The organism is Vibrio taketomensis (genome assembly GCF_009938165.1).
Classification (GTDB): Bacteria; Pseudomonadota; Gammaproteobacteria; order Enterobacterales; family Vibrionaceae; genus Vibrio; species Vibrio taketomensis.
Genome location: NZ_AP019649.1, coordinates 105,274 through 125,821, shown reverse-complemented (window position 1 = coordinate 125,821; position 20,548 = coordinate 105,274). Strand labels below are relative to the sequence as shown.

The following is a 20,548-nucleotide window of genomic DNA, read 5'->3' as shown; positions in this document are numbered from 1 at the left end:
TTCAAAAAATGTCGGAGGATTGTACTCAGATTTCTTCAAACTAACAACTTAAAATTGTGATTCATATCCAGCCACGCTCCGCAAAGGAGATAACTTCCCCATCTCCGACCACAAAATGGTCGCGAATTCTTATCTCAACCAAGGCCAAAGCATCAATTAAACGCCTAGTAATACGGCGATCAGCTTGGCTTGGCTCTGCAATCCCCGATGGATGGTTATGCGCGATGATTAAAGCGGCAGCATTGTGTTCTAAGGAACGTTTCACGACTTCGCGTGGATATACAGAGGCAGAATCTATCGTCCCTTCAAACATCACTTCAGAGCTAATCACGCGATGTTGGTTATCTAGAAACAATATATAGAAGGCTTCACGCTGGCGATCACGCAATACGCTAGATAAATATAACTTCGTTAATTGCGGGCTTGTTAAAGCATCTCCTCGCTGTAAAGTCTCACTTAAGTAGCGTTGCGACATCTCTAAACAAGCCTGCAACTGCACATACTTTGCATTACCCAGCCCTTTATGAGCACAAAACTCCTGCGGAGTTGCAGCAAATAGCTTTCTCAATGAACCGAATTCATTAATTAACTGCTCAGCCAATTGCAATACATTCATGCCTTGAGTGCCCGTACGCAGAAATATCGCTAGCAATTCAACATCACTGAGCGAACTCGCACCTAACGCTAACAGTTTTTCTCTTGGTAAAAGACCAGCCGGGAGGGACTTAATACTCAATAACCTATCCTTATATAGATATAAAGCCATTGGGTTATTGGAATCGAACCACGGAAAAAATCGAAATCGAGTTTCTCATTTCTGTTTAAGCCCAACATTTCTATGTAACCATTTACTAACTCAAGTATGGCAGCCTGCTCCTCTCACCCCAATAAACCAACTTCGAGCAAAATCTTAGCTCTCAGCTTACGACTGAGCATACTGCGAATTGTGATATCTCAATTTTGGCTATCTCCCGCTCGTGCCAAGTTAATCTCTACTTCAAGGTTGTGATATTATCTGCTGCAATATTTTGGAGATACAACAATGCAAACACTCGCAGGTAAAAAAATCCTACTGGGCATTAGCGGTGGGATTGCCGCATACAAATGTGCTGAGCTGACTCGTCGCTTAATTGAGCGTGGTGCTCAAGTGCAAGTGGTGATGACCAAAGCGGCAAAAGAATTTATTACTCCTCTAACCATGCAAGCCGTATCAGGACGACCAGTTTCTGACAGCTTGCTAGATCCAGCTGCAGAAGCATCCATGGGCCATATTGAGTTGGCAAAATGGGCAGATTTAGTGCTGCTTGCGCCTGCAACCGCCGATCTCATTGCCCGAATGGCTGCTGGTATGGGTAATGACTTACTGACGACGCTGGTGCTGGCGAGTGACGCTCCGATTGTGGTTTCTCCTGCCATGAACCAACAGATGTATCGTAACCAAGCGACTCAGGAAAACATCGCTACCTTAGCGCGTCGCGGTATGCACATTTGGGGCCCTGCAGCCGGTGAACAAGCGTGTGGCGATGTTGGCCCGGGCCGCATGTTAGAGCCAATGCAATTGGTCGAGCGCTGCGAAGCGTTCTTTGGCGATAAACTGCTACAAGGCAAGTCCATCCTCATTAGTGCTGGACCAACCCGTGAAGCGATTGATCCGGTGCGTTACATCAGCAACCACAGCTCTGGCAAGATGGGCTTTGCGTTAGCACAAGCTGCGCAAATGTTGGGCGCAACGGTGACCTTAGTCAGCGGCCCTGTATCTCTTGCTACACCACACGGTTGCACACGTATTGATGTTGAAAGTGCACTCGATATGCATCAAGCAATAATGAACAACGCCATCAATCACGATGTCTTTATTAGCTGCGCTGCAGTGGCGGATTACCGCCCAGAAACGATTGCTGACAACAAACTGAAAAAGACCGATGACAGCGATTCAATGACCGTCAAAATGGTTAAAAACCCAGATATTGTCGCTTCGGTTGCGGCAATGGATGAACATCGACCATTTACTGTTGGCTTTGCCGCAGAAACCCAGAACGTAAAACAGTACGCGTTAAGCAAACTGACACGTAAGAACCTAGATATGATCTGTGCGAATGATGTCTCGGTTGCAGGCCAAGGCTTCAATAGTAACGACAATGCGATTACCGTATACTGGCAAGATGGTGAGCAACCACTCACTCTTGCATCAAAACAACAGATTGCACTTCAGATTCTGCAACTTATCGCCGATAAGATGTAATCGAAAGTTCTAAATTTATGAGCTAATCTCCCTGCCTCACTTTGACGGCAGGGCGAATTACTTTTTGCTAAAAGTGGTCATTAAAGGAAGCGTTCATGGCTGGGACAAGAAAAACCAATCGCCGAGAAGAAATCTTACAAGCGTTAGCACAAATGTTGGAATCCAACGAAGGTGCATCGCGTATTACAACAGCCAAACTCGCTAAACAAGTGGGTGTTTCTGAAGCGGCGTTATACCGCCATTTCCCAAGCAAAGCTCGCATGTTTGAAGGGCTGATCGAATTTATCGAAGAATCATTGATGTCGCGCATCAATCGCATTCTTGATGAAGAAAAAGACACCCTGACTCGAATTCGCTTAGTGCTACAATTAATTCTGGCATTCGCAGAACGCAACCCAGGTTTAACCCGAATTCTCTCTGGTCACGCGTTGATGTTTGAAAATGAACGCTTACGCGATCGTATCAACCAATTGTTTGAACGCATTGAAACCTCACTGCGCCAAATTTTACGCGAACGTAAACTGCGTGAAGGTAAATCTTTCCCAGTTGATGAAAGCATTCTTGCCGCACAACTGCTTGGTCAAGTTGAAGGTAGTTTAAACCGCTTCGTACGCTCTGATTTTAAATATCAGCCTACAGCAAACTTTGATGAGTACTGGGCTCTGTTAAAAAATCAAATTGAGTAATACTCAAATTCAGTTAATTGGCAAAAGTCACCATTATGGATAATAACAAATACACTAAGCCAACCTTTTCTCTTGCTTTACTACACCCCAAAAACTGGGGCGTATGGATTGGCTTCGGGTTGTTGGCGATCATCGTTAATATTCTCCCATACGCTGTTTTATTCCGCCTTGGCCGAGCACTTGGTTCGCTCGGCATGAAATATGGCAAAAAACGCGTTCATGTTACTCAGCGCAACCTTGAGCTCGCCTTCCCTGAAAAATCAGAACAAGAGCGACAAGCGATTGTTGAAGATAACTTCAAAAATACTGGCTTAGCTCTGATTGAAACCGGTATTACTTGGTTTTGGCCAACGTGGCGTTTTAAACGTCTTATCATCGCGAAAGACATTGATTTACTTTGGAAGTACAAGCAGGAAAACAAAGGTGTATTGCTATGCTGCGTGCACGCTCTAAACTTAGAAATCACAGCGCGTGCTTTTGCGGTATTGGGCGTCGGCGGCTATGGCGCATTTCGCCCACATAACAACCCTGCCTACAACTTCATTCAGTATTGGGGACGTACTCACAACGGCAACAAACTGATTGATCGTAAAGACCTCAAACAGATGATTCGCGTACTGCGTGATGGTGAGCGTCTATTCTATCTTCCAGACCACGATTACGGCCGTAATAAGTCTGCGTTTGTACCTTTCTTTGCGGTTGAAGATGCTTGTACCACGACCGGAACCAGCATTCTTGCCAATACCTCGCATTGTGCGATTGTGATGGGTTCAGGTTTCAGAAACGACGCTCACAAATACGAGATCATGGCCGATACCGCGATAGAAGAAAACTACCCAAGGGAAGACTTGGTTGCGGCAGCCGCTTACACAAACAAATTTGTCGAAATGGTGATTCTACGTGCGCCATCGCAATGGATGTGGCTGCACAAACGCTACAAGACCATGCAAGATGAGAGCGTGCCAAAGAGCATTCGCTACAAGTAGCGATATCGAAAGTAAAAAGGGCTGATCATTTATCAGCCCTTTTTCTATTTTATTTTCAAGTACCGATTAGATGCCGTATTCAGCACGGTATGCTTTGACTGCTTCTAGTTGCTCTGCGTTATCACCTTTTTCTTCTAGAAAAGTAATAAGGTCACCCAGACTCACAATAGAAATCACTGCACAACCAAAATCACGTTCCACTTCTTGAATTGCTGATAGCTCACCTTTGCCTTTTTCTTGACGGTCAATCGCCACTAATACACCGGCAAGGTCTGCGCCATTAGCTTGAATGATTTCCATCGATTCACGGATCGCTGTACCAGCAGTGATCACATCATCCACCAGCATAATACGACCTTCAAGTGCGCTACCAACCAAGTTACCACCTTCACCGTGATCTTTGGCTTCTTTACGGTTAAAGCAGTATGGCGTATCGATATCGTGGTGATCCGCTAGAGCAACGGCAGTGGTCGTTGCAATTGGAATACCCTTGTACGCAGGGCCAAACAGTACATCAAACTCAATACCAGAATCCGCCAGTGCCGCAGCATAGAAGCGACCTAGACGTGCCAAATCACGACCAGTATTGAATAAGCCAGCGTTAAAGAAATAAGGGCTCTTACGGCCTGATTTCAAAGTAAACTCACCAAACTTCAAAACTTCCTTTTCTAATGCAAACTCAATAAATTCACGCTGGTATGCTTTCATTTTCCACTCTCAATTAAAATGTCTACTTTGTTTAGACAATGCTTCAATAAAACTAACAACTTCAATTTTCTATATAGGTGGCTTCAAGGCTAGGCAGCAAGCTTTCTCATCCCTATGAGCATACACAGGTATGTGATTAGGGGGAGCAAGCGAAGCTAACAACGCATTGAAGTTTCCTATGACGAAAATAAAAAAATAGCCTCCGATAAAGGAAGCTATTCTCAAAACTAATTGGCTAACGCCGTCTTCTGCGCTGCGACGATTTCCGCAATACCTTTGCTCGCCGATTCCAACAGCGCCAACAACTGGGTATGCGTGAACGGTTCGCCTTCTGCAGTGCCTTGCACTTCGATCATGCGACCATCTTCAGTCATCACCACGTTCATATCGGTATCCGCCGCTGAGTCTTCTACGTATTCCAAATCACACAATACGTCTTCGCCAAGCAGACCCACTGAAACAGCCGCTACATGGCCTTTCATTGGGTTAGTCTTTAGCTTACCGCTATCGATTAGGTGTTGGAATGCATCCGCTAGCGCCACACTTGCACCTGAGATAGACGCAGTACGCGTACCACCATCGGCTTGAATTACGTCACAGTCAACCGTGATCATAAACTCGCCCATCGCTTTTAGATCCACCACTGCGCGTAGGCTACGCGCGATAAGACGTTGAATCTCCATCGTACGACCACCTTGCTGGCCATTAGTCGCTTCACGACGAGTACGTGAATGCGTTGCACGTGGCAGCATGCCATATTCAGCCGTCACCCAGCCTTTACCTTGGCCTTTTAACCAACGAGGAACATTTTCTTCAATTGAAGCGTTGCAAAGAACTTTGGTGTTACCAAACTCAACAAGAACGGAGCCTTCTGCGTAAGCAGTGTAGTTACGTGTAATTTTTATTGGGCGAACTTGATCCGCCTTGCGATCGTTTGGACGCATGGGCATCTACCTTTAGGTTTAGGGGGAGACGTTTTGGTTGGGGCAAGATTATAACCGAAAAGGTTTGCGCTGGCGAGTATGGCGACAATAACAATTCAATTGCTTAGCACTAATATCGGGACTATAGCTGCGACTGTGCTACTATCTCAGGGTTAATTTTCAGCAGATATAGACAGGAAAATTCGATGATCTACAGTATGACGGCCTATGCGCGCAAAGAGCTTAAAGGCACTTGGGGTACAGCCGTATGGGAAATCCGCAGCGTAAACCAACGCTACCTAGAAACTTACTTCCGCCTACCGGAACAATTCCGTGGTTTAGAACCAGTACTGCGCGAGCGTTTTCGCCAACGTCTAGCACGCGGTAAAGTGGAATGTCACTTACGCTTTGAGGCGAATCCCTCAGCAAAAGGCGAGCTAACCATCAATGAAACTCTTGCTAGTCAGGTAATCAAAGCGGCTGAGCAAGTGATGCACATGACGGGTGAATTAAGCCGCATTAATCCATTCCAAGTCATGCAGTGGCCTGGCGTGATGGAAACGCCAGAACAAGATATGGATGCCATCAACAAAGACCTATTAGCAGGTTTTGATGAGGCACTTTCTGAGTTCATCGATGCACGTGGCCGTGAAGGTGACAACATGAAGGCATTGATTGAGCAGCGCCTAACAGCCATTACGGATGAAGTGGTAAAAGTGCGTGCCCGCATGCCAGAAATTCTTACTTGGCAACGTGAGCGCCTACTGAATAAATTTGAAGAAGCAAAAATTGAGCTTGATGCTTCACGTGTAGAGCAAGAGCTGATTCTTCTAGCGCAAAAATCTGATGTTGCTGAAGAACTCGACCGCCTAGATTCTCACGTAAAAGAAGCGTTGGCCGTAATGAAAAAAGGTGGCGCATGCGGCCGTAAGCTTGATTTCATGATGCAAGAGTTTAACCGTGAATCAAATACGCTTGCATCAAAATCAATCAGTACAGATATCACCGCATCGGGTGTTGAACTAAAAGTACTGATCGAGCAAATGCGCGAACAGATCCAGAATATCGAGTAAGCATTTACTCTCTATAAACGTAAAAATCCCCGCATTGCGGGGATTTTTTTATGTTATTCATTACTCATCTTTTTCCGATGTTTTGCCATCAATATATGGCCAATAATGGTGGCCAACGCGAATCAACAAAGTCGCAGCAGCAAGAATAAACGCCGCCAACGAGAGCCACACGATCATCACCGAATCGAGCTCTTTCATCCCCAATGTGATGTAACGAGCAATCGCCATCATCGCGATATAGATTGGATAACGCACTGGGATCTTACCGTTCATCACAAACTGCCCCACCATGGCGAGCACTTCAAGATAAATGAACATCAGGAGAATATCTTCCAGCATTACTCTCTTTTGCACATAGATATGTACAAATTCTTCTACCATCGCCCACACGGTCGCTAGTGTGATCGCAACCAACAGTACGGCTTCAAGAAGATGGAAAAGGCGGAGAAAAGGTCGACTAAACGAAGGAGGTAAATGAGAAGGCATGGTTACTATTCCACTTTCTTATTATTGATTTTAATAATAGTACCATGGAATAGGTGGATTCAATGCCCCCACGTCAGTAGGAGCATTGAATTGAACGAATACTTACAGCAACACTAAGTAAGTTAAGAACACCAATGATAGGCCGTAAATGACTGGGTGCACTTCTTTCGCACGTCCTGCCACTACCATTGAGAAGCAATAGCTAATAAAGCCCATCGCCATACCGTTCGCTGGTGAGAAGCTCAGTACCGTGAACATAATGGTAAAGAACGCGGCAATACGTGATTCTTTATGCTCCCAGTTAATTTTACCTAGGCGACCAATCATGTAGATACCAACCACTACCATTGCCGGCGCCACCATCGCCGCAGAGAAAACTGAGAACAATGGGTACAAGAATAGTGATAGAGCAAATAGAATCGCTACCATTACCGCAGCAAGACCAGTCTTAGCCCCTTGCGAAGAGGCAATGCCCGATTCCGAGAACGCGGTAATAGAGGTCGAACCAAGAACCGCACCGATCACTGTACCACCCGCATCTGCCACCAACGCAGAACGTGCGTTTGGCACTTTACCGTCGTCATCGATAATACCCGCATCACGGCCTACGCCGACAATAGTGCTTAAACCATCGAAAAAGTCGACAATCAAGAAAATCACTACGATAAATAGCAAATCAAACCATTTGTCTGCGGTTAAATTCGATATTTCAAACACTGCGCCAAAGCTGCCTTCCAAGCTTGGTGGCATCGAGAATAGCTGTTCTGGAATTGGGGCATTATTGGTACCCATCAGCATGTCAGCAAGAATGGTCAGAATGATCGCAGAAATAAACGAGATAAACGTCGCCAGTTTGATATCACGAATCATACAACCTAGCGCGATAAAGATACTGATGTAAGCAATCAGAACTTGAGGATTAGAAATATCACCCATGCTGACCAAAATGATGGGATTGGAAACGATGATGCCAGCATTTTTTAGGCCTAAGAATGCAATAAACATCCCGAGCGAAACGGTGATCGCCAATTTAAGATCTTCAGGAATCGATTCAATCAGCGTTTTACGAATATTGCTTAGCGACAGAATCAAATACACCACGCCCGATAGGAAGATACCAAATAGCGCTTCATTCCAAACCAGTGCGACAGAGCCACTTAATAGCAAACCTTTAAAGAAGCCATTCATACTCATGCCTGGCGCAAGCATGACTGGGTAGTTACCCCAAATGCCCATAATCAGTGTCGCAATCGCTGCAGATAGTGCGGTAGCGGTAAAAACTGCACCTTTATCCATTCCCGGAATACCACCCAAAATCGCTGGGTTGACCGCCAGAATATAAGTCATCGCTAGGAAAGTAATAAAACCGGCATATAGCTCAGTGCTAATGGTGGTTTTGCGCTCAGAGAGTTTAAAAGTAGAGTCCAGCAAGCTGGTCGTCTTACTTTGCTTAAGGGTTGTTTCGAGACTCACTATGTAACCTTTACAACTTAAATTTTCGTGAATAGGCACACATGCTGAAATAAAGAAAATTCTCGCTACGAACTTAAAATTTTAGTCACGAAAGCAAGAACTTACTGTAGTCACCAAGATAGGCTCGGTGGTAGAAACACTCAGTCCAATTCACTGAGAATATACAGCACGTAAACGTTTGCGCGCATTGTATGCATCTAGAGTAAAAGTTCAATCCTTTTTCAACAATATTGACGATAAAAAGCAAACGTTTGCCTAAAGCGCGAGGCATAGTCAACTAGCAATAATCAACTTATTGCTTATCGACATTAAGATATTTCCACTAAATTAACGGGATAGCGCGCGGAAAGATTGTAAGATCGTAATTCCCATGGTGTGAGCGTTGTTTTCCTTGTGATGATCCTTGTGATCGTGCTACTCTTCGCCTCCATTTTTCTGACCTATTTTTCACCAATCGCGTGATAGTTCTCGGTCAGTGCTATCTTTAAACTGTCGACTTTTCTCGACACCATCCAACCAAATGTGGAACGTTACATATGGGCAAAGGTACTCTATATATCGTCTCGGCACCGAGCGGCGCTGGTAAATCTAGCTTGATCTCAGCGATGCTGGAAACCAATCCAACATACGCGATGAAAGTATCTGTGTCTCACACTACGCGCGGCATGCGCCCGGGTGAGCAAGATGGTGTGCACTACCACTTTGTGCAAAAAGAGCTGTTTGAAGAGCTAATCGAAAAAGGCCAGTTCCTAGAATACGCAGAAGTATTTGGTAACTACTACGGCACTTCTCGAGTATGGATTGAAGAAAATCTAGACAAAGGTATCGACGTATTTCTTGATATCGATTGGCAAGGTGCGCGTCAAATCCGTGAACAAATGCCACAAGCAAAAAGCATCTTTATTCTACCACCATCAAATGGTGAGCTAGAACGCCGCCTAAACACGCGTGGTCAAGATAGCGAAGCCGTGATTGCAAAACGCATGGCGGAAGCGAAATCAGAGATTTCTCATTATGACGAATACGACTATGTAATCGTCAATGATGAATTTGACAATGCACTGATGGACTTTAAAGCCATCATTCGTGCAGAAAGATTGAAGCAAGATAAACAAGCTGCTAAATATAAAGGCATGCTTGATGCTCTATTGGCTGAGTAAGGATCTCCCAAAAGCCATTCACCGATGAGAAAACGCTTTGGCTAGAATAAAAGCGCTGAAGCCTGTATAATTTCTCGTCATTCAAAAATTTAGTTAACTATTTGGAGTCCTCATGGCACGCGTAACTGTTCAAGACGCTGTTGAAAAAGTTGGCAACCGTTTCGACCTAGTACTGATTGCGGCTCGCCGCGCTCGTCAAATGCAAACTGGCGGTAAAGATTCACTAGTGCCAGAAGAGAACGATAAACCAACGGTTATCGCTCTACGCGAAATCGAAGAAGGTCTGATCACGAAAGAAATCCTTGATGCACGTGAGCGTCAAGAGCAACAAGAGCAAGAAGCAGCTGAACTGGCAGCAGTTAGCAGCATCGCTCACGGTCGCTAATCAGACTTTCTCTACAACCATCTTCTAGGCGTTAAGTTTGTATCTATTCGACAGCCTCAAAGACGTTGCCCAAGAGTACCTTACAGAGCCTCAAATAGAGGCTCTGCGTCAATCTTATGTGGTAGCGAAAAATGCCCACGAAGGGCAGACCCGCTCTAGCGGGGAACCTTATATTATCCATCCTGTAGCCGTTTCTCGTATTTTGGCGGAAATGCGCCTCGACCTCGAAACTCTACAAGCCGCTCTTTTGCATGACGTAATCGAAGATTGCGATGTCAGCAAAGAAGATCTGGAGCAACAATTTGGTCATGCTGTGGCTGAATTGGTGGATGGTGTATCTAAGCTCGACAAGCTGAAATTTCGTGACCGTAAAGAAGCGCAAGCGGAAAACTTCCGCAAAATGGTGCTTGCCATGGTGCAAGACATTCGCGTTATTCTGATCAAACTTGCCGACCGTACTCACAACATGCGAACGCTTGGTGCTTTGCGCCCCGATAAAAAGCGTCGTATAGCCCGTGAAACGTTAGAAATCTACTCGCCACTGGCACACCGCCTCGGCATCCACAATATCAAAACTGAATTGGAAGAGCTTGGCTTTGAAGCCCTGTATCCAAACCGTTATCGTGTATTAAAAGAAGTAGTTAAAGCGGCTCGTGGCAACCGTAAAGAGATGATTCAACGCATCCACGGTGAACTTGAGGGTCGTTTAGAAGATGTCGGTCTTAAAGCTCGTGTTGTCGGCCGTGAAAAGAACCTGTTCTCCATCTACAACAAGATGAAAACCAAAGAGCAGCGCTTTCACACCATTATGGACATTTACGCTTTTCGCGTCATTGTCGATACCGCAGACACTTGCTACCGCGTACTGGGTCAAGTACATAGCCTGTACAAACCACGTCCTGGTCGTGTTAAAGATTACATTGCGGTACCAAAAGCCAACGGCTATCAATCGATTCACACTTCGATGGTTGGCCCTCATGGCGTACCGGTTGAAGTGCAGATCCGTACTGAAGATATGGATCAAATGGCGGATAAAGGTGTTGCGGCGCATTGGTCTTACAAAGGCAATGGCGAACGCACTGGCACCACGGCGCAAATTAAAGCGCAGCGTTGGATGCAAAGCCTACTTGAGCTTCAGCAAAGTGCCGGTAACTCATTTGAATTTATCGAAAACGTAAAATCTGACCTATTCCCAGATGAGATTTACGTCTTCACACCAAAAGGTCGTATCGTTGAATTGCCACTTGGCGCAACAGCGGTGGATTTTGCTTATGCCGTGCATACCGACGTCGGTAATGCCTGTGTGGGTGCGCGTGTTGATCGCAACCCTTACCCGCTAAGCAAATCGTTGAAAAACGGTCAAACTATTGAAATCATCAGCGCTCCTGGCGCTCGTCCGAATGCGGCATGGCTAAACTATGTGGTGACTTCACGAGCTCGCACTAAGATCCGTCAAGTGTTGAAAACCATGCGTCGAGAAGAATCGATCACCCTAGGTCGCCGTCTGCTCAATCATGCGCTGGGTCGCCATAGCATTGATTCCATCTATCCTGAAAACATTCAGGAAGTATTGACGGATCTACGCTTAGACTCAATTGAAGATCTGTTGGCTGCCATCGGTTTGGGTGAATTGATGAGTATCGTTATTGCGCGCCGACTACTCGGTGACACTGACGAACTGACGACCACAAGCTCAATTCCAAGTGATAGCTCTAAGAAGCTACCAATCCGTGGGGCTGAGGGCATTCTGCTGACGTTTGCTAACTGTTGTCATCCAATTCCAGATGATCACATTATTGCGCACGTATCACCTGGTCGTGGTCTGGTAGTGCACCGTGAAACCTGTCCAAACGTACGTGGTTACCAGCGTGAACCCGATAAGTACATGGCAGTGGCATGGTCAGATGAATACGATCAAGAATTTACTGCTGAGCTACGTGTTGACGTACAAAACCGTCAAGGTGCATTGGCAGAGCTGACGAACGTGATTTCAAAAACTGGCTCGAATATTCATGGTCTCTCGACCAAAGAGCGAGATGGTCGTTTGTATACCGTTACGGTACTACTCACCACCAAAGACCGTGTGCATTTGGCGGGTATTATGCGCCGTATTAAAGCGATGCCACATACCCTGCGTGTCCGTCGCCGCAAACACTAATTAATCTCTCTTCTGGCCCTTGAAGCTTCGCTCTCAAGGGCCTTATTTTATCGTGACTGCTATGAATCTAGAACGCTACCAACGAATCCAACAAGTACTTAAAGCACGCCAAACCGATCTCACCGTGTGTATGGAAGAAGTGCACAAACCCAACAATGTTTCGGCAGTCGTCCGCACTGCCGATGCAACAGGTCTGCATAAAATCCATGCCATCTGGCCAGATAAAATGCGCACTCTCACCCATACGTCTGCTGGCGCACGTAACTGGGTAGAAGTGGACAACCACCGCTCGATTGAAGAAGCCGTAGCTGAATTCAAAGCGCAAGGCATGCAAATTCTGGTCACCAATCTGTCTGATAGCGCTGTCGATTTTCGCCAGATTGATTACACCAAACCGACCGCCATCATTCTTGGTAGCGAGAAAGTCGGTGCATCAGCACAAGCTAAAAAACTGGCCGACCAAGACATCATCATTCCAATGATGGGGATGGTGCAGTCGCTCAATGTGTCGGTAGCCAGCGCTATTATTCTTTATGAAGCGCAGCGCCAACGCCAAGAAGCGGGTATGTACGACAAGGAGCAAAGCTCTCTGCCAGAAGATGTCATTCACCGCATTCTGTTTGAGCGTGGCCACCCAGTACTAGCGAAAGTGGCTCAGCGCAAAAAACTGCCTTATCCACCACTTGATGGTGAAGGCCAGATTGTAGCTGACGAAGCATGGTGGGCAGAGATGCAGAAGAAGTAGCTTAGTTATTCCTGTACAAAAACACAGCCAAATGATTAACTATCGTTATTCCAATTAGCGAGCCTTGTTTTATGTCCCAACTTCTTTCTGCTATTCCTCTAACATCGCTAAGTGGTGTTGGCGCCAAAGTGGCTGAGAAACTGGATAAAGTCGGTCTATACAGCGTGCAGGATCTACTGTTTCATTTGCCGCTACGTTACGAAGACCGCACACGGATTTACCCAATGGTAAAACTGCATGCAGGTTTGTGGGCGGCAGTGCAAGGCAAAGTCATGGCCGTGGATACCCTGTTTGGCAAACGCAAAATGCTGACGGTAAAAATTAGCGATGGTAATGGCACGCTAACCCTACGCTTTTTTAACTTTACCGCCGGAATGAAAAACAATTTCAGTGAAGGCAAACCGTTCATGCTTACGGCGAAATCAAACGGGGTAATTACGGTCTAGAAATCGTCCATCCTGACTATAAATTCTATGCGCCAAATCATGCGGCAGAAACCGAAGCAAGCTTAACTCCTGTTTACCCAACCACAGATGGACTGCGTCAAATTACCCTGCGCAACCTTACTGACCAAGCGCTAGAACTGTTGGATAAATCGGCGGTGCAAGAGTTACTACCCAATGGGCTTTACCCTAGCCAAATCACCTTAGCCGAGGCGCTGCATACCATTCATCGTCCGCCACCAAATATCGATTTGTCACAATTTGACGAAGGTAAACATCCGGCGCAAGTGCGGTTAATTTTAGAAGAGCTACTGGCACAGAATCTCTCTATGCTGGCGGTGCGTAGCAAAGGTCAGCAAGATAACGCCATCCCATTACCAACGGTCGACAAACTAAAGCAGCAATTGCTGGCGCAATTACCATTCTCACCCACCAATGCACAATCTCGAGTAGTGGGTGAGATTGAGCAAGACTTAGCACAACCGCACCCAATGATGCGTTTGGTTCAAGGCGATGTTGGTTCAGGTAAAACCTTAGTCGCCGCATTAGCGGCACTGCGAGCCATTGAACACGGTTATCAAGTTGCTTTGATGGCACCAACCGAGCTACTGGCTGAGCAGCATGCGATTAACTTTGCTAATTGGTTTGAGAGCATGGGCATTCAAGTGGGCTGGTTAGCGGGCAAACTCAAAGGCAAAGCCAAAGAGACAGAGTTAGCCCGTATCGCCAGTGGTGAAGCGCAGATGGTGGTAGGCACACATGCCCTATTTCAAGAGCATGTAAACTTCCACAATCTAGCGTTAGTTATTATTGATGAACAACATCGATTTGGTGTTCATCAGCGTTTAGAACTGCGGGCTAAAGGTGAAAAACAAGGCACCTTCCCACATCAGTTAATTATGACCGCCACACCAATTCCGCGCACGCTGGCTATGACCGCTTATGCGGATTTGGAAACCTCAGTCATTGATGAACTACCACCGGGGCGTACGCCAATTCAAACAGTGGCTATTCCGGATACTAAGCGCAACGACATTATTGAGCGAGTGCGACACGCCTGTCTCAATGAGGGCAAACAAGCTTACTGGGTATGTACTCTGATTGATGAATCGGAAGTACTTGAAGCGCAAGCTGCCGCCGATACCGCTGAAGAGCTGCAACGTCTGCTGCCAGATGTCAAAATTGGCCTGGTGCACGGACGGATGAAACCGGCGGAAAAGCAGGCAGTGATGAAGGATTTCAAAGACAACAATCTGCATTTATTGGTGGCAACCACAGTGATTGAAGTTGGTGTGGATGTACCAAACTCAAGCTTGATGATCATTGAAAACCCAGAGCGTCTTGGCTTAGCTCAGTTACACCAGTTACGTGGACGCGTTGGCCGAGGTTCTGTCGCCAGCCACTGTGTGCTGCTTTATCACGCACCGCTATCGAAAACCGCACAAAAGCGTTTAGGCGTACTGCGTGAAAGTAACGATGGTTTTGTTATCGCCCAGCGTGATTTGGAAATTCGAGGCCCAGGTGAACTACTTGGTACCAAACAGACCGGTATGGCGGACTTTAAGATTGCCGACTTAGTGCGAGATCAGCGCTTGATCCCAGAAGTTCAGCGCATAGCTCGTCACATTCACCAACAATACCCTCAGAATGCTCAAGCGATCATTGACCGATGGTTAGGTGAGCGAGATATTTACGCTAAAGCGTAGATCAGCAATATCAAAAAAAAGGCCCTGCATTCGCAGGGCGCTTTGGCTTACCAACAACTTAATTCCATTTAGTACTTTTCGGCAGTTATTTTACTGACGTCACTCGACTTGCTTTCTCACCGCTAGCTGAAACTGAGCGAATCCAAACTTCACCAGTTGCGCTTGGGCGTTGTGCGTCGGTGTACGTTAGCCAGTTTTCACCATCGATTGAGTACTGCAACTCAACACCAGGGAAAGCACTGTTCATTGCTAACTTGCCGTTCTCAATTTTTGCACCCGGTACTGGCAAACGGTAATCAATCCCTGCTTTTTCCAGTTTCGCTAGCTCACGTTGGCCAATAACGTTTGCAAAGCGGTTGTAATCCTCGGTGCGAGCTTGTTTGTCGACTAAGTTAGTATTTTGTGAGTACTCCACACCAACTTGGTAGTCGTTTTCCCAATCGGCTTTGTGCCATGCACGCTCTGCCGCAGCAAGCACTCGTGGGAACACCATGTATTCGTATTGTTCATCATTACGTACTGTCTCCGACCACAACTGAGCCGACAAACCGTAGAATGGTTTCGCTTCTACCGTCCCTTTACCGGTAAAGCCATTACCGTCACGGTCAACCGACGTTTCAGCGTTTTGTGGCATGTTTTCTGGCGCAAAACCAAACATCTTACGAGTATCAGTAGCACGAGTTGCCCAGTAGTAGCCGCGTTCTTGCGGGTCCACTTCGTATGGCATATCCATGTAGACATAGTCTGGGTTTGAAACGACTACGTCATAACCTTTCTTCGACCATTCGTACACTGATGACGTGCCGCCCCAGTACAATACATCCCAGAAGTTTACGCGGGTATTTTCAGTAGCAAAGTCTTGTTCACCACCCTCGCTGTATTTCAAACCATCTTGCCAAGCTTGGAAATTTGGAATGCCCTTCTCGGCAACAATCTTTGAGACTTCTTCAGCGAAGTAACTTGGTAGGTGAGCAAAGTCACTGACTGTGCCATCTTCAATCAGCGCCTGACATTGTGGCGATTTAGCAAATGGCTTATCTTGCTGAGAAAGATCAATCGTGCCTTTCCAGTTCACTTTGTCTTGAGCGTTAACGTCTTGGAAACCCGCACCTAGCTTAATGTTCTTCGCTTCGTCACCGCCAAAATGCCAAGTGGTTAATGGCGTGCCCGCTTCCTGGTGCATTGCTGCCACTTCAGAGATCACTTTATCAACAAAGCGAGTTGAAGAGTTTAGACATGGGTTGATAAAACTATGCTTATCGTAGAACTGAACCGTAGTCACGTTTGAGCTATCTTGCGGATCCATCAAGCGATATTCATTCGCTTGTTCCGCTTTACCTTCCGCCATTAAGCGATCGTAACGTGCTTCCATCGAAACCACTGCTGAGCGAGCATGCGCTGGCATATCAATTTCTGGAATCACTTCGATATTACGTGCTTGTGCGTATTTTAGGATTTCAATGTAATCGGCTTTGCTAAAATAACCAGAGCCGAAATTGTCCGATGAAGGACCAGAACCTAACTGCGGTAACAGACATTGTTGTTCATCTAAATCAAAACAACGCTGGCCGCCGATATCAGTTAACTCAGGTAGGCCTGGAATTTCTAGACGCCAACCCTCATCATCCGTGAGATGAAGGTGCAGTTTATTCATTTTGTACGCTGCCATTTGGTCAAGCGTCGCTAGGATTGCGGCTTTGCTATGGAAGTTACGCGCTACATCCACCATCACACCACGGTAATCAAAACGTGGCGCATCGATAATGCGCAGCACAGGAAGTTGGCTATTGTCGCCGACTAAACCAAAGATTGATTGTACGCCGTAGAATAGACCCGTTTGGTCAAAACCAATGATCTTGATGCCATCTTGGCTAATCACTAGCTCGTAAGCACCCGATTTTGCAAGGTTATCAGGAAACTCGCTCGGTACAATTGCCGTGTCTACTGCTAACTCACCCGCTAGATTCACACCTAGCAGTGCTGCACGTGATTGCAACGCAGCAAACTGCTCTGCGGTAAACAACTCACTTGGCAATTGGATACCTTGTGCGATATCAACGATGCCATGGCCTTGCTCGACAATCAGCGGGGTTGGCAATAGTGTCGTCGAAACGTCTTGCTCGGCAAGATCGGCATTTTTTTCAAAACGAGAGATTGCGGTAGCAAAAATATTATTATCGTCAGGTGTACGCTTTAGATTGTCACCTTCCAAACCCGAAACAAAGCTCGCAACATCTTCAGTATTGAGCGAGGCGATCAGTTTTGGTTCTGCATCTGGTGCTGTCACAAAGGCGCCAGGCATAAAGTCAGTTGCAAACAACTGCCAGTATTCACCAATCAAGCCAAGCTCAACTTTTTCACCCGCAGCAAAGCCATCAAACTTTTCCGTTGGCTCTAGTTTATGTAGGTCACCAGTAATACGTGTGATTTTGAATTGGTCACTATCTACATCAAGAATCAAACGAATGCTGTGGAAATAGATCGCCCAGTCTTTAGTATCAACTGCTTCGCCATGATTCTCTAGCGTCATCACCACTTGATTACATGACGCCCATTCTGCACCCAAGCTTTCACAAGCTAGACCATCATTTGCGCCATGGTTGGTCATCACTTGATAATGAATATCTAAATTGTCTGCTAACGCATCAACCACATGTTGTGAATTTTGTAGTGAAGAGCAACCGGCCAAGGTTGCTAGCACTGAAGCCGCGATCAAAGTTGGTTTCAACATCTTACTTACCTTAAGAACACTTAACTAACAGCCCAAACAGACTTTACCAAAAAGAAAATCCAATAGCGGCAAATATAAGTAGTTATTTTTAGCGTAAAATTAATCATGCAAAATCAGTGATCCAGTTCAAATCAGCACTGAAACACAAAAATATAAATCTATAAATTTCATATATTTAGTGATTTCCGTCAAAATCAGCTTAAACATTTTGACGGTTTTACTGCGATCAAGATCACAACTAAAATTCACAAATCAATAACTTAACAGCTAATATTGCTACTTTTTAATCAGCTTATTGGCTTAATCGTTAAAACAATGCGTAACAATTGTGGAATTGATCTCATTTTTCGTTCAGTAAAGTGAGGGGGAGATGGATGTTTTGACGATTTTTTCGCGACTAGGAATAAGTCTGTGAATTGACTCGAGAGAAATTAAGTTCAACAGACAACCATCTGCAGACAAACAAAAACCCGCTGAATGCGGGTTTTTAAACCAAGCTAATACTTAATCTTTGACGAGTAATATCTTGTGCCAAGGCAAACTTTCATCGCCGAGCACGATGAAATTGGGATTTTCGAGCGTATCACGCTCGTTGTATGACAACGGCTCAAGTTGAGTGCTAAGAATGCGTCCACCAGCTTCTTCAACGATACATTGTGTTGCGGCGGTATCCCATTCGCCCGTCGGACCTAAACGTAAATAGCAATCTACAGCACCCTCAGCAACCAAACATGCTTTTAATGCCGCAGAGCCAAGCGGTACTAAATCATAATTCCAACCACTGCACATTCGGCTGGTAATGCGGTTGATATCTTGACGACGACTGATCGCGATCGCGATCGGATGCTGCTTACCTTGATGTTGGTGAGAGGTAATACGCACACTCTCGTTCATATCCGGAATTTTCCACGCGCCTTTGCCTTTATACGCGTAGTAAGTCACACCTGAAACCGGTGCATACACTACACCCATCACTGGTTGATGGTTTTCAATCAAAGCAATAATCGTCGCGAAATCACCGCTACGAGCAATAAATTCTTGGGTACCATCAAGGGGGTCCACCAGCCAGTAACGGCCCCATTGTGAGCGTTGCTCTAAACTGATATCGGCCGCCTCTTCTGACAGAACAGGAATATCAGGGGTCAACTCTGAAAGCTTTTCTACAATAAACTTGTGCGCAGCTAGGTCAGCACTGGTTACCGGTGTGTCATCGTCTTTGACGAATTCTTCGTACTGCTTTTTCTGATAGATATCTAAGATGAGCTGACCAGCCGATCGCGCCACTTCAATTACGGCAGGTAAATGGTGCGACAAATCTTGGGCTATAGGCATAAAATTTCCTTCACTCGCCTCTATTTTACTTTTAAGTGTCGTAGAGCAAGCATCAATGCAGTGATACTGCGTGCCTCACAAAAGTCGAGATGCGTCAGTAGCTCTTCTGCTTGGGATAATGGCCATCGAACCAGCTCTAACGGTTCTGGCTCATCCCCAACGAGCTGTTCTGGATATAAGTCTTGGGCAACAAATAACGTCATCTTGCTGGAAAAATACGAAGGCGCGAGCACAACTTCTTTTAGTGGAGTGAGTTGATTAGCACCAAAACCAATTTCTTCTTTTAACTCCCGATTAGCTGCTTCTAACGCACTTTCACCTTGGTCAATCAGACCTTTGGGAAAGCCAAGTTCATAACGCTCAGTGCCAGCCGCGTATTCACGCACCAGGAGTAAATCACCTTGTGCAGTTACTGGGACCACCATAACAGCATGACGACCACTTGGGCGCATACGCTCATAAGTACGCTGTTCACCGTTACTAAAGCGTAAATCTAGCGCTTCAATCGCAAACAAGCGGGATTGAGCGACAGTCTGCTTAGCCAATATTTCTGGTAGCGTCTTTCTGCTCACAAGATTTCTCCTTCTCTAGTGCTTGATTCTTAATATAAGAAAATGCCAAGAGTTAGACCAGTTTTATATACCCAGCAACCTCAAGTTACTTGGGTATAGATACAAAAAAGGCGCTAAACAGCGCCTTTTTTCATCGAAGCAATTAGTAGTAAGAGTGCTCACCGCGATCGTGTTCTGTTGCATCACGTACCGCAGTCAATTCACCTTCAAACTGTTGTAGAAGTTCTTTCTCGATGCCTTCTTTTAGCGTGACATCCACCATTGAACAACCGTTACAACCGCCACCAAACGCAACGATAGCAACGCCTTCATCAGTGATTTCTACGAGGCTTACATGACCACCATGACCGGCAAGTTGTGGGTTTACTTGAGTTTGAATTACATACTCAACACGCTCAACTAAAGGTGCATCGTCAGCAACCTTACGCATTTTTGCGTTTGGCGCTTTCAAAGTAAGTTGTGAGCCCATCTTATCCGTCACATAGTCAATTTCTGCATCTTCTAGGAATGGCAGACTTAACTCATCTACGTATGCTGATAGCACTTCGAATTTTAACTCTGTATCGGTAGCTTCAACCGCCTCTGGTGGGCAGTAAGAAACGCCGCACTCTGCGTTTTGTGTACCTGGGTTTACAACAAACACGCGAATGTTTGTACCTTCAGGCTGCTGAGCAAGCAGCTTAGCAAAGTGTTCTTGAGCGCTCTGACTAATAGTAATTGGATTTGACACGACGAATAC

The 20,548-nt window shown here is 45.8% G+C and carries 17 protein-coding genes, 1 pseudogene and 1 riboswitch; of the genes and pseudogenes, 9 read left to right on the top strand and 9 right to left on the bottom strand.

Going from position 1 to position 20,548, the window contains the following annotated elements:
* Window positions 1–61: 61 nt before the first annotated feature.
* Window positions 62–736: a RadC family protein gene (gene radC / locus Vt282_RS00580; RefSeq protein ID WP_162062299.1), complete on the bottom strand. Its 675-nt coding sequence runs from the start codon at window positions 734–736 to the stop codon at window positions 62–64.
* 306 nt (window positions 737–1,042) lie between these two features.
* Between radC and coaBC the strand changes: the two genes are divergently transcribed.
* The 3 genes from coaBC (at window position 1,043) to lpxL (ending at window position 3,914) form a co-directional block, all read left to right on the top strand.
* Window positions 1,043–2,242: a bifunctional phosphopantothenoylcysteine decarboxylase/phosphopantothenate--cysteine ligase CoaBC gene (gene coaBC / locus Vt282_RS00575; RefSeq protein ID WP_162062298.1), complete on the top strand. Its 1,200-nt coding sequence runs from the start codon at window positions 1,043–1,045 to the stop codon at window positions 2,240–2,242.
* 95 nt (window positions 2,243–2,337) lie between these two features.
* Window positions 2,338–2,928 carry a nucleoid occlusion factor SlmA gene (gene slmA / locus Vt282_RS00570; protein ID WP_162047412.1) on the top strand — a complete coding sequence of 197 codons (591 nt, stop codon included), beginning with the start codon at window positions 2,338–2,340 and terminating at the stop codon, window positions 2,926–2,928.
* A 35-nt stretch (window positions 2,929–2,963) separates the two neighbouring features.
* On the top strand, window positions 2,964–3,914 hold the full coding sequence (gene lpxL / locus Vt282_RS00565) for an LpxL/LpxP family Kdo(2)-lipid IV(A) lauroyl/palmitoleoyl acyltransferase (RefSeq protein WP_162062297.1): 951 nt from the start codon (window positions 2,964–2,966) through the stop codon (window positions 3,912–3,914).
* Window positions 3,915–3,980: 66 nt separating this feature from the next.
* Here the strand turns inward: lpxL and pyrE are convergent, their stop codons facing one another.
* Both pyrE and rph read right to left on the bottom strand, forming a co-directional pair.
* On the bottom strand, window positions 3,981–4,622 hold the full coding sequence (gene pyrE / locus Vt282_RS00560) for an orotate phosphoribosyltransferase (RefSeq protein ID WP_162062296.1): 642 nt from the start codon (window positions 4,620–4,622) through the stop codon (window positions 3,981–3,983).
* 227 nt (window positions 4,623–4,849) lie between these two features.
* Window positions 4,850–5,566 (bottom strand): ribonuclease PH, encoded by a 717-nt coding sequence (rph, locus tag Vt282_RS00555; protein ID WP_162047415.1) that lies wholly within the window; start codon window positions 5,564–5,566, stop codon window positions 4,850–4,852.
* A gap of 185 nt (window positions 5,567–5,751) precedes the next feature.
* Between rph and Vt282_RS00550 the strand changes: the two genes are divergently transcribed.
* On the top strand, window positions 5,752–6,618 hold the full coding sequence (locus tag Vt282_RS00550; protein WP_162047416.1) for a YicC/YloC family endoribonuclease: 867 nt from the start codon (window positions 5,752–5,754) through the stop codon (window positions 6,616–6,618).
* A 60-nt stretch (window positions 6,619–6,678) separates the two neighbouring features.
* On the opposite strand, the gene Vt282_RS00545 is transcribed toward Vt282_RS00550, so the two are convergent.
* Window positions 6,679–7,104, bottom strand: a complete 426-nt coding sequence (locus Vt282_RS00545) for a phosphate-starvation-inducible protein PsiE (protein WP_162047417.1) — start codon at window positions 7,102–7,104, stop codon at window positions 6,679–6,681.
* Window positions 7,105–7,206: 102 nt separating this feature from the next.
* Window positions 7,207–8,577, bottom strand: coding sequence for an NCS2 family permease (locus tag Vt282_RS00540; protein ID WP_162062295.1), 1,371 nt, complete (start codon window positions 8,575–8,577; stop codon window positions 7,207–7,209).
* Window positions 8,578–8,664: 87 nt separating this feature from the next.
* Window positions 8,665–8,764: riboswitch (purine riboswitch) on the bottom strand.
* Between the two features lie 349 nt (window positions 8,765–9,113).
* Here Vt282_RS00540 and gmk point away from each other — a divergent pair.
* From gmk to recG, 5 genes and pseudogenes are all read left to right on the top strand, one after another.
* Window positions 9,114–9,737 (top strand): guanylate kinase, encoded by a 624-nt coding sequence (gene gmk / locus Vt282_RS00535; protein WP_162062294.1) that lies wholly within the window; start codon window positions 9,114–9,116, stop codon window positions 9,735–9,737.
* 112 nt (window positions 9,738–9,849) lie between these two features.
* Window positions 9,850–10,122: a DNA-directed RNA polymerase subunit omega gene (gene rpoZ, locus Vt282_RS00530; RefSeq protein WP_075652078.1), complete on the top strand. Its 273-nt coding sequence runs from the start codon at window positions 9,850–9,852 to the stop codon at window positions 10,120–10,122.
* A 37-nt stretch (window positions 10,123–10,159) separates the two neighbouring features.
* Complete coding sequence (gene spoT / locus Vt282_RS00525) at window positions 10,160–12,280, top strand: bifunctional GTP diphosphokinase/guanosine-3',5'-bis pyrophosphate 3'-pyrophosphohydrolase (protein ID WP_162062293.1); 2,121 nt, start codon at window positions 10,160–10,162, stop codon at window positions 12,278–12,280.
* Between the two features lie 61 nt (window positions 12,281–12,341).
* Entirely contained in the window at window positions 12,342–13,025 is a 684-nt protein-coding gene (trmH, locus tag Vt282_RS00520) for a tRNA (guanosine(18)-2'-O)-methyltransferase TrmH (RefSeq protein ID WP_162062292.1), read from the top strand.
* Window positions 13,026–13,096: 71 nt separating this feature from the next.
* Window positions 13,097–15,174, top strand: a pseudogene (gene recG, locus Vt282_RS00515) (ATP-dependent DNA helicase RecG).
* Window positions 15,175–15,259: 85 nt separating this feature from the next.
* On the opposite strand, the gene Vt282_RS00510 reads toward recG, so the two are convergent.
* The 4 genes from Vt282_RS00510 to nfuA all read right to left on the bottom strand — a co-directional run bounded on the left by Vt282_RS00510 (window position 15,260) and on the right by nfuA (window position 20,539).
* A complete protein-coding gene (locus Vt282_RS00510; protein ID WP_162062291.1) occupies window positions 15,260–17,905 on the bottom strand; it encodes a beta-N-acetylhexosaminidase in 2,646 nt (881 codons plus the stop codon).
* A 504-nt stretch (window positions 17,906–18,409) separates the two neighbouring features.
* Window positions 18,410–19,237, bottom strand: a complete 828-nt coding sequence (gene cysQ / locus Vt282_RS00505) for a 3'(2'),5'-bisphosphate nucleotidase CysQ (protein ID WP_162062290.1) — start codon at window positions 19,235–19,237, stop codon at window positions 18,410–18,412.
* A gap of 20 nt (window positions 19,238–19,257) precedes the next feature.
* Complete coding sequence (gene nudE, locus Vt282_RS00500; protein WP_162047425.1) at window positions 19,258–19,809, bottom strand: ADP compounds hydrolase NudE; 552 nt, start codon at window positions 19,807–19,809, stop codon at window positions 19,258–19,260.
* A gap of 142 nt (window positions 19,810–19,951) precedes the next feature.
* Window positions 19,952–20,539, bottom strand: coding sequence for a Fe-S biogenesis protein NfuA (nfuA, locus tag Vt282_RS00495; RefSeq protein WP_075652064.1), 588 nt, complete (start codon window positions 20,537–20,539; stop codon window positions 19,952–19,954).
* Window positions 20,540–20,548 lie beyond the last annotated feature (9 nt).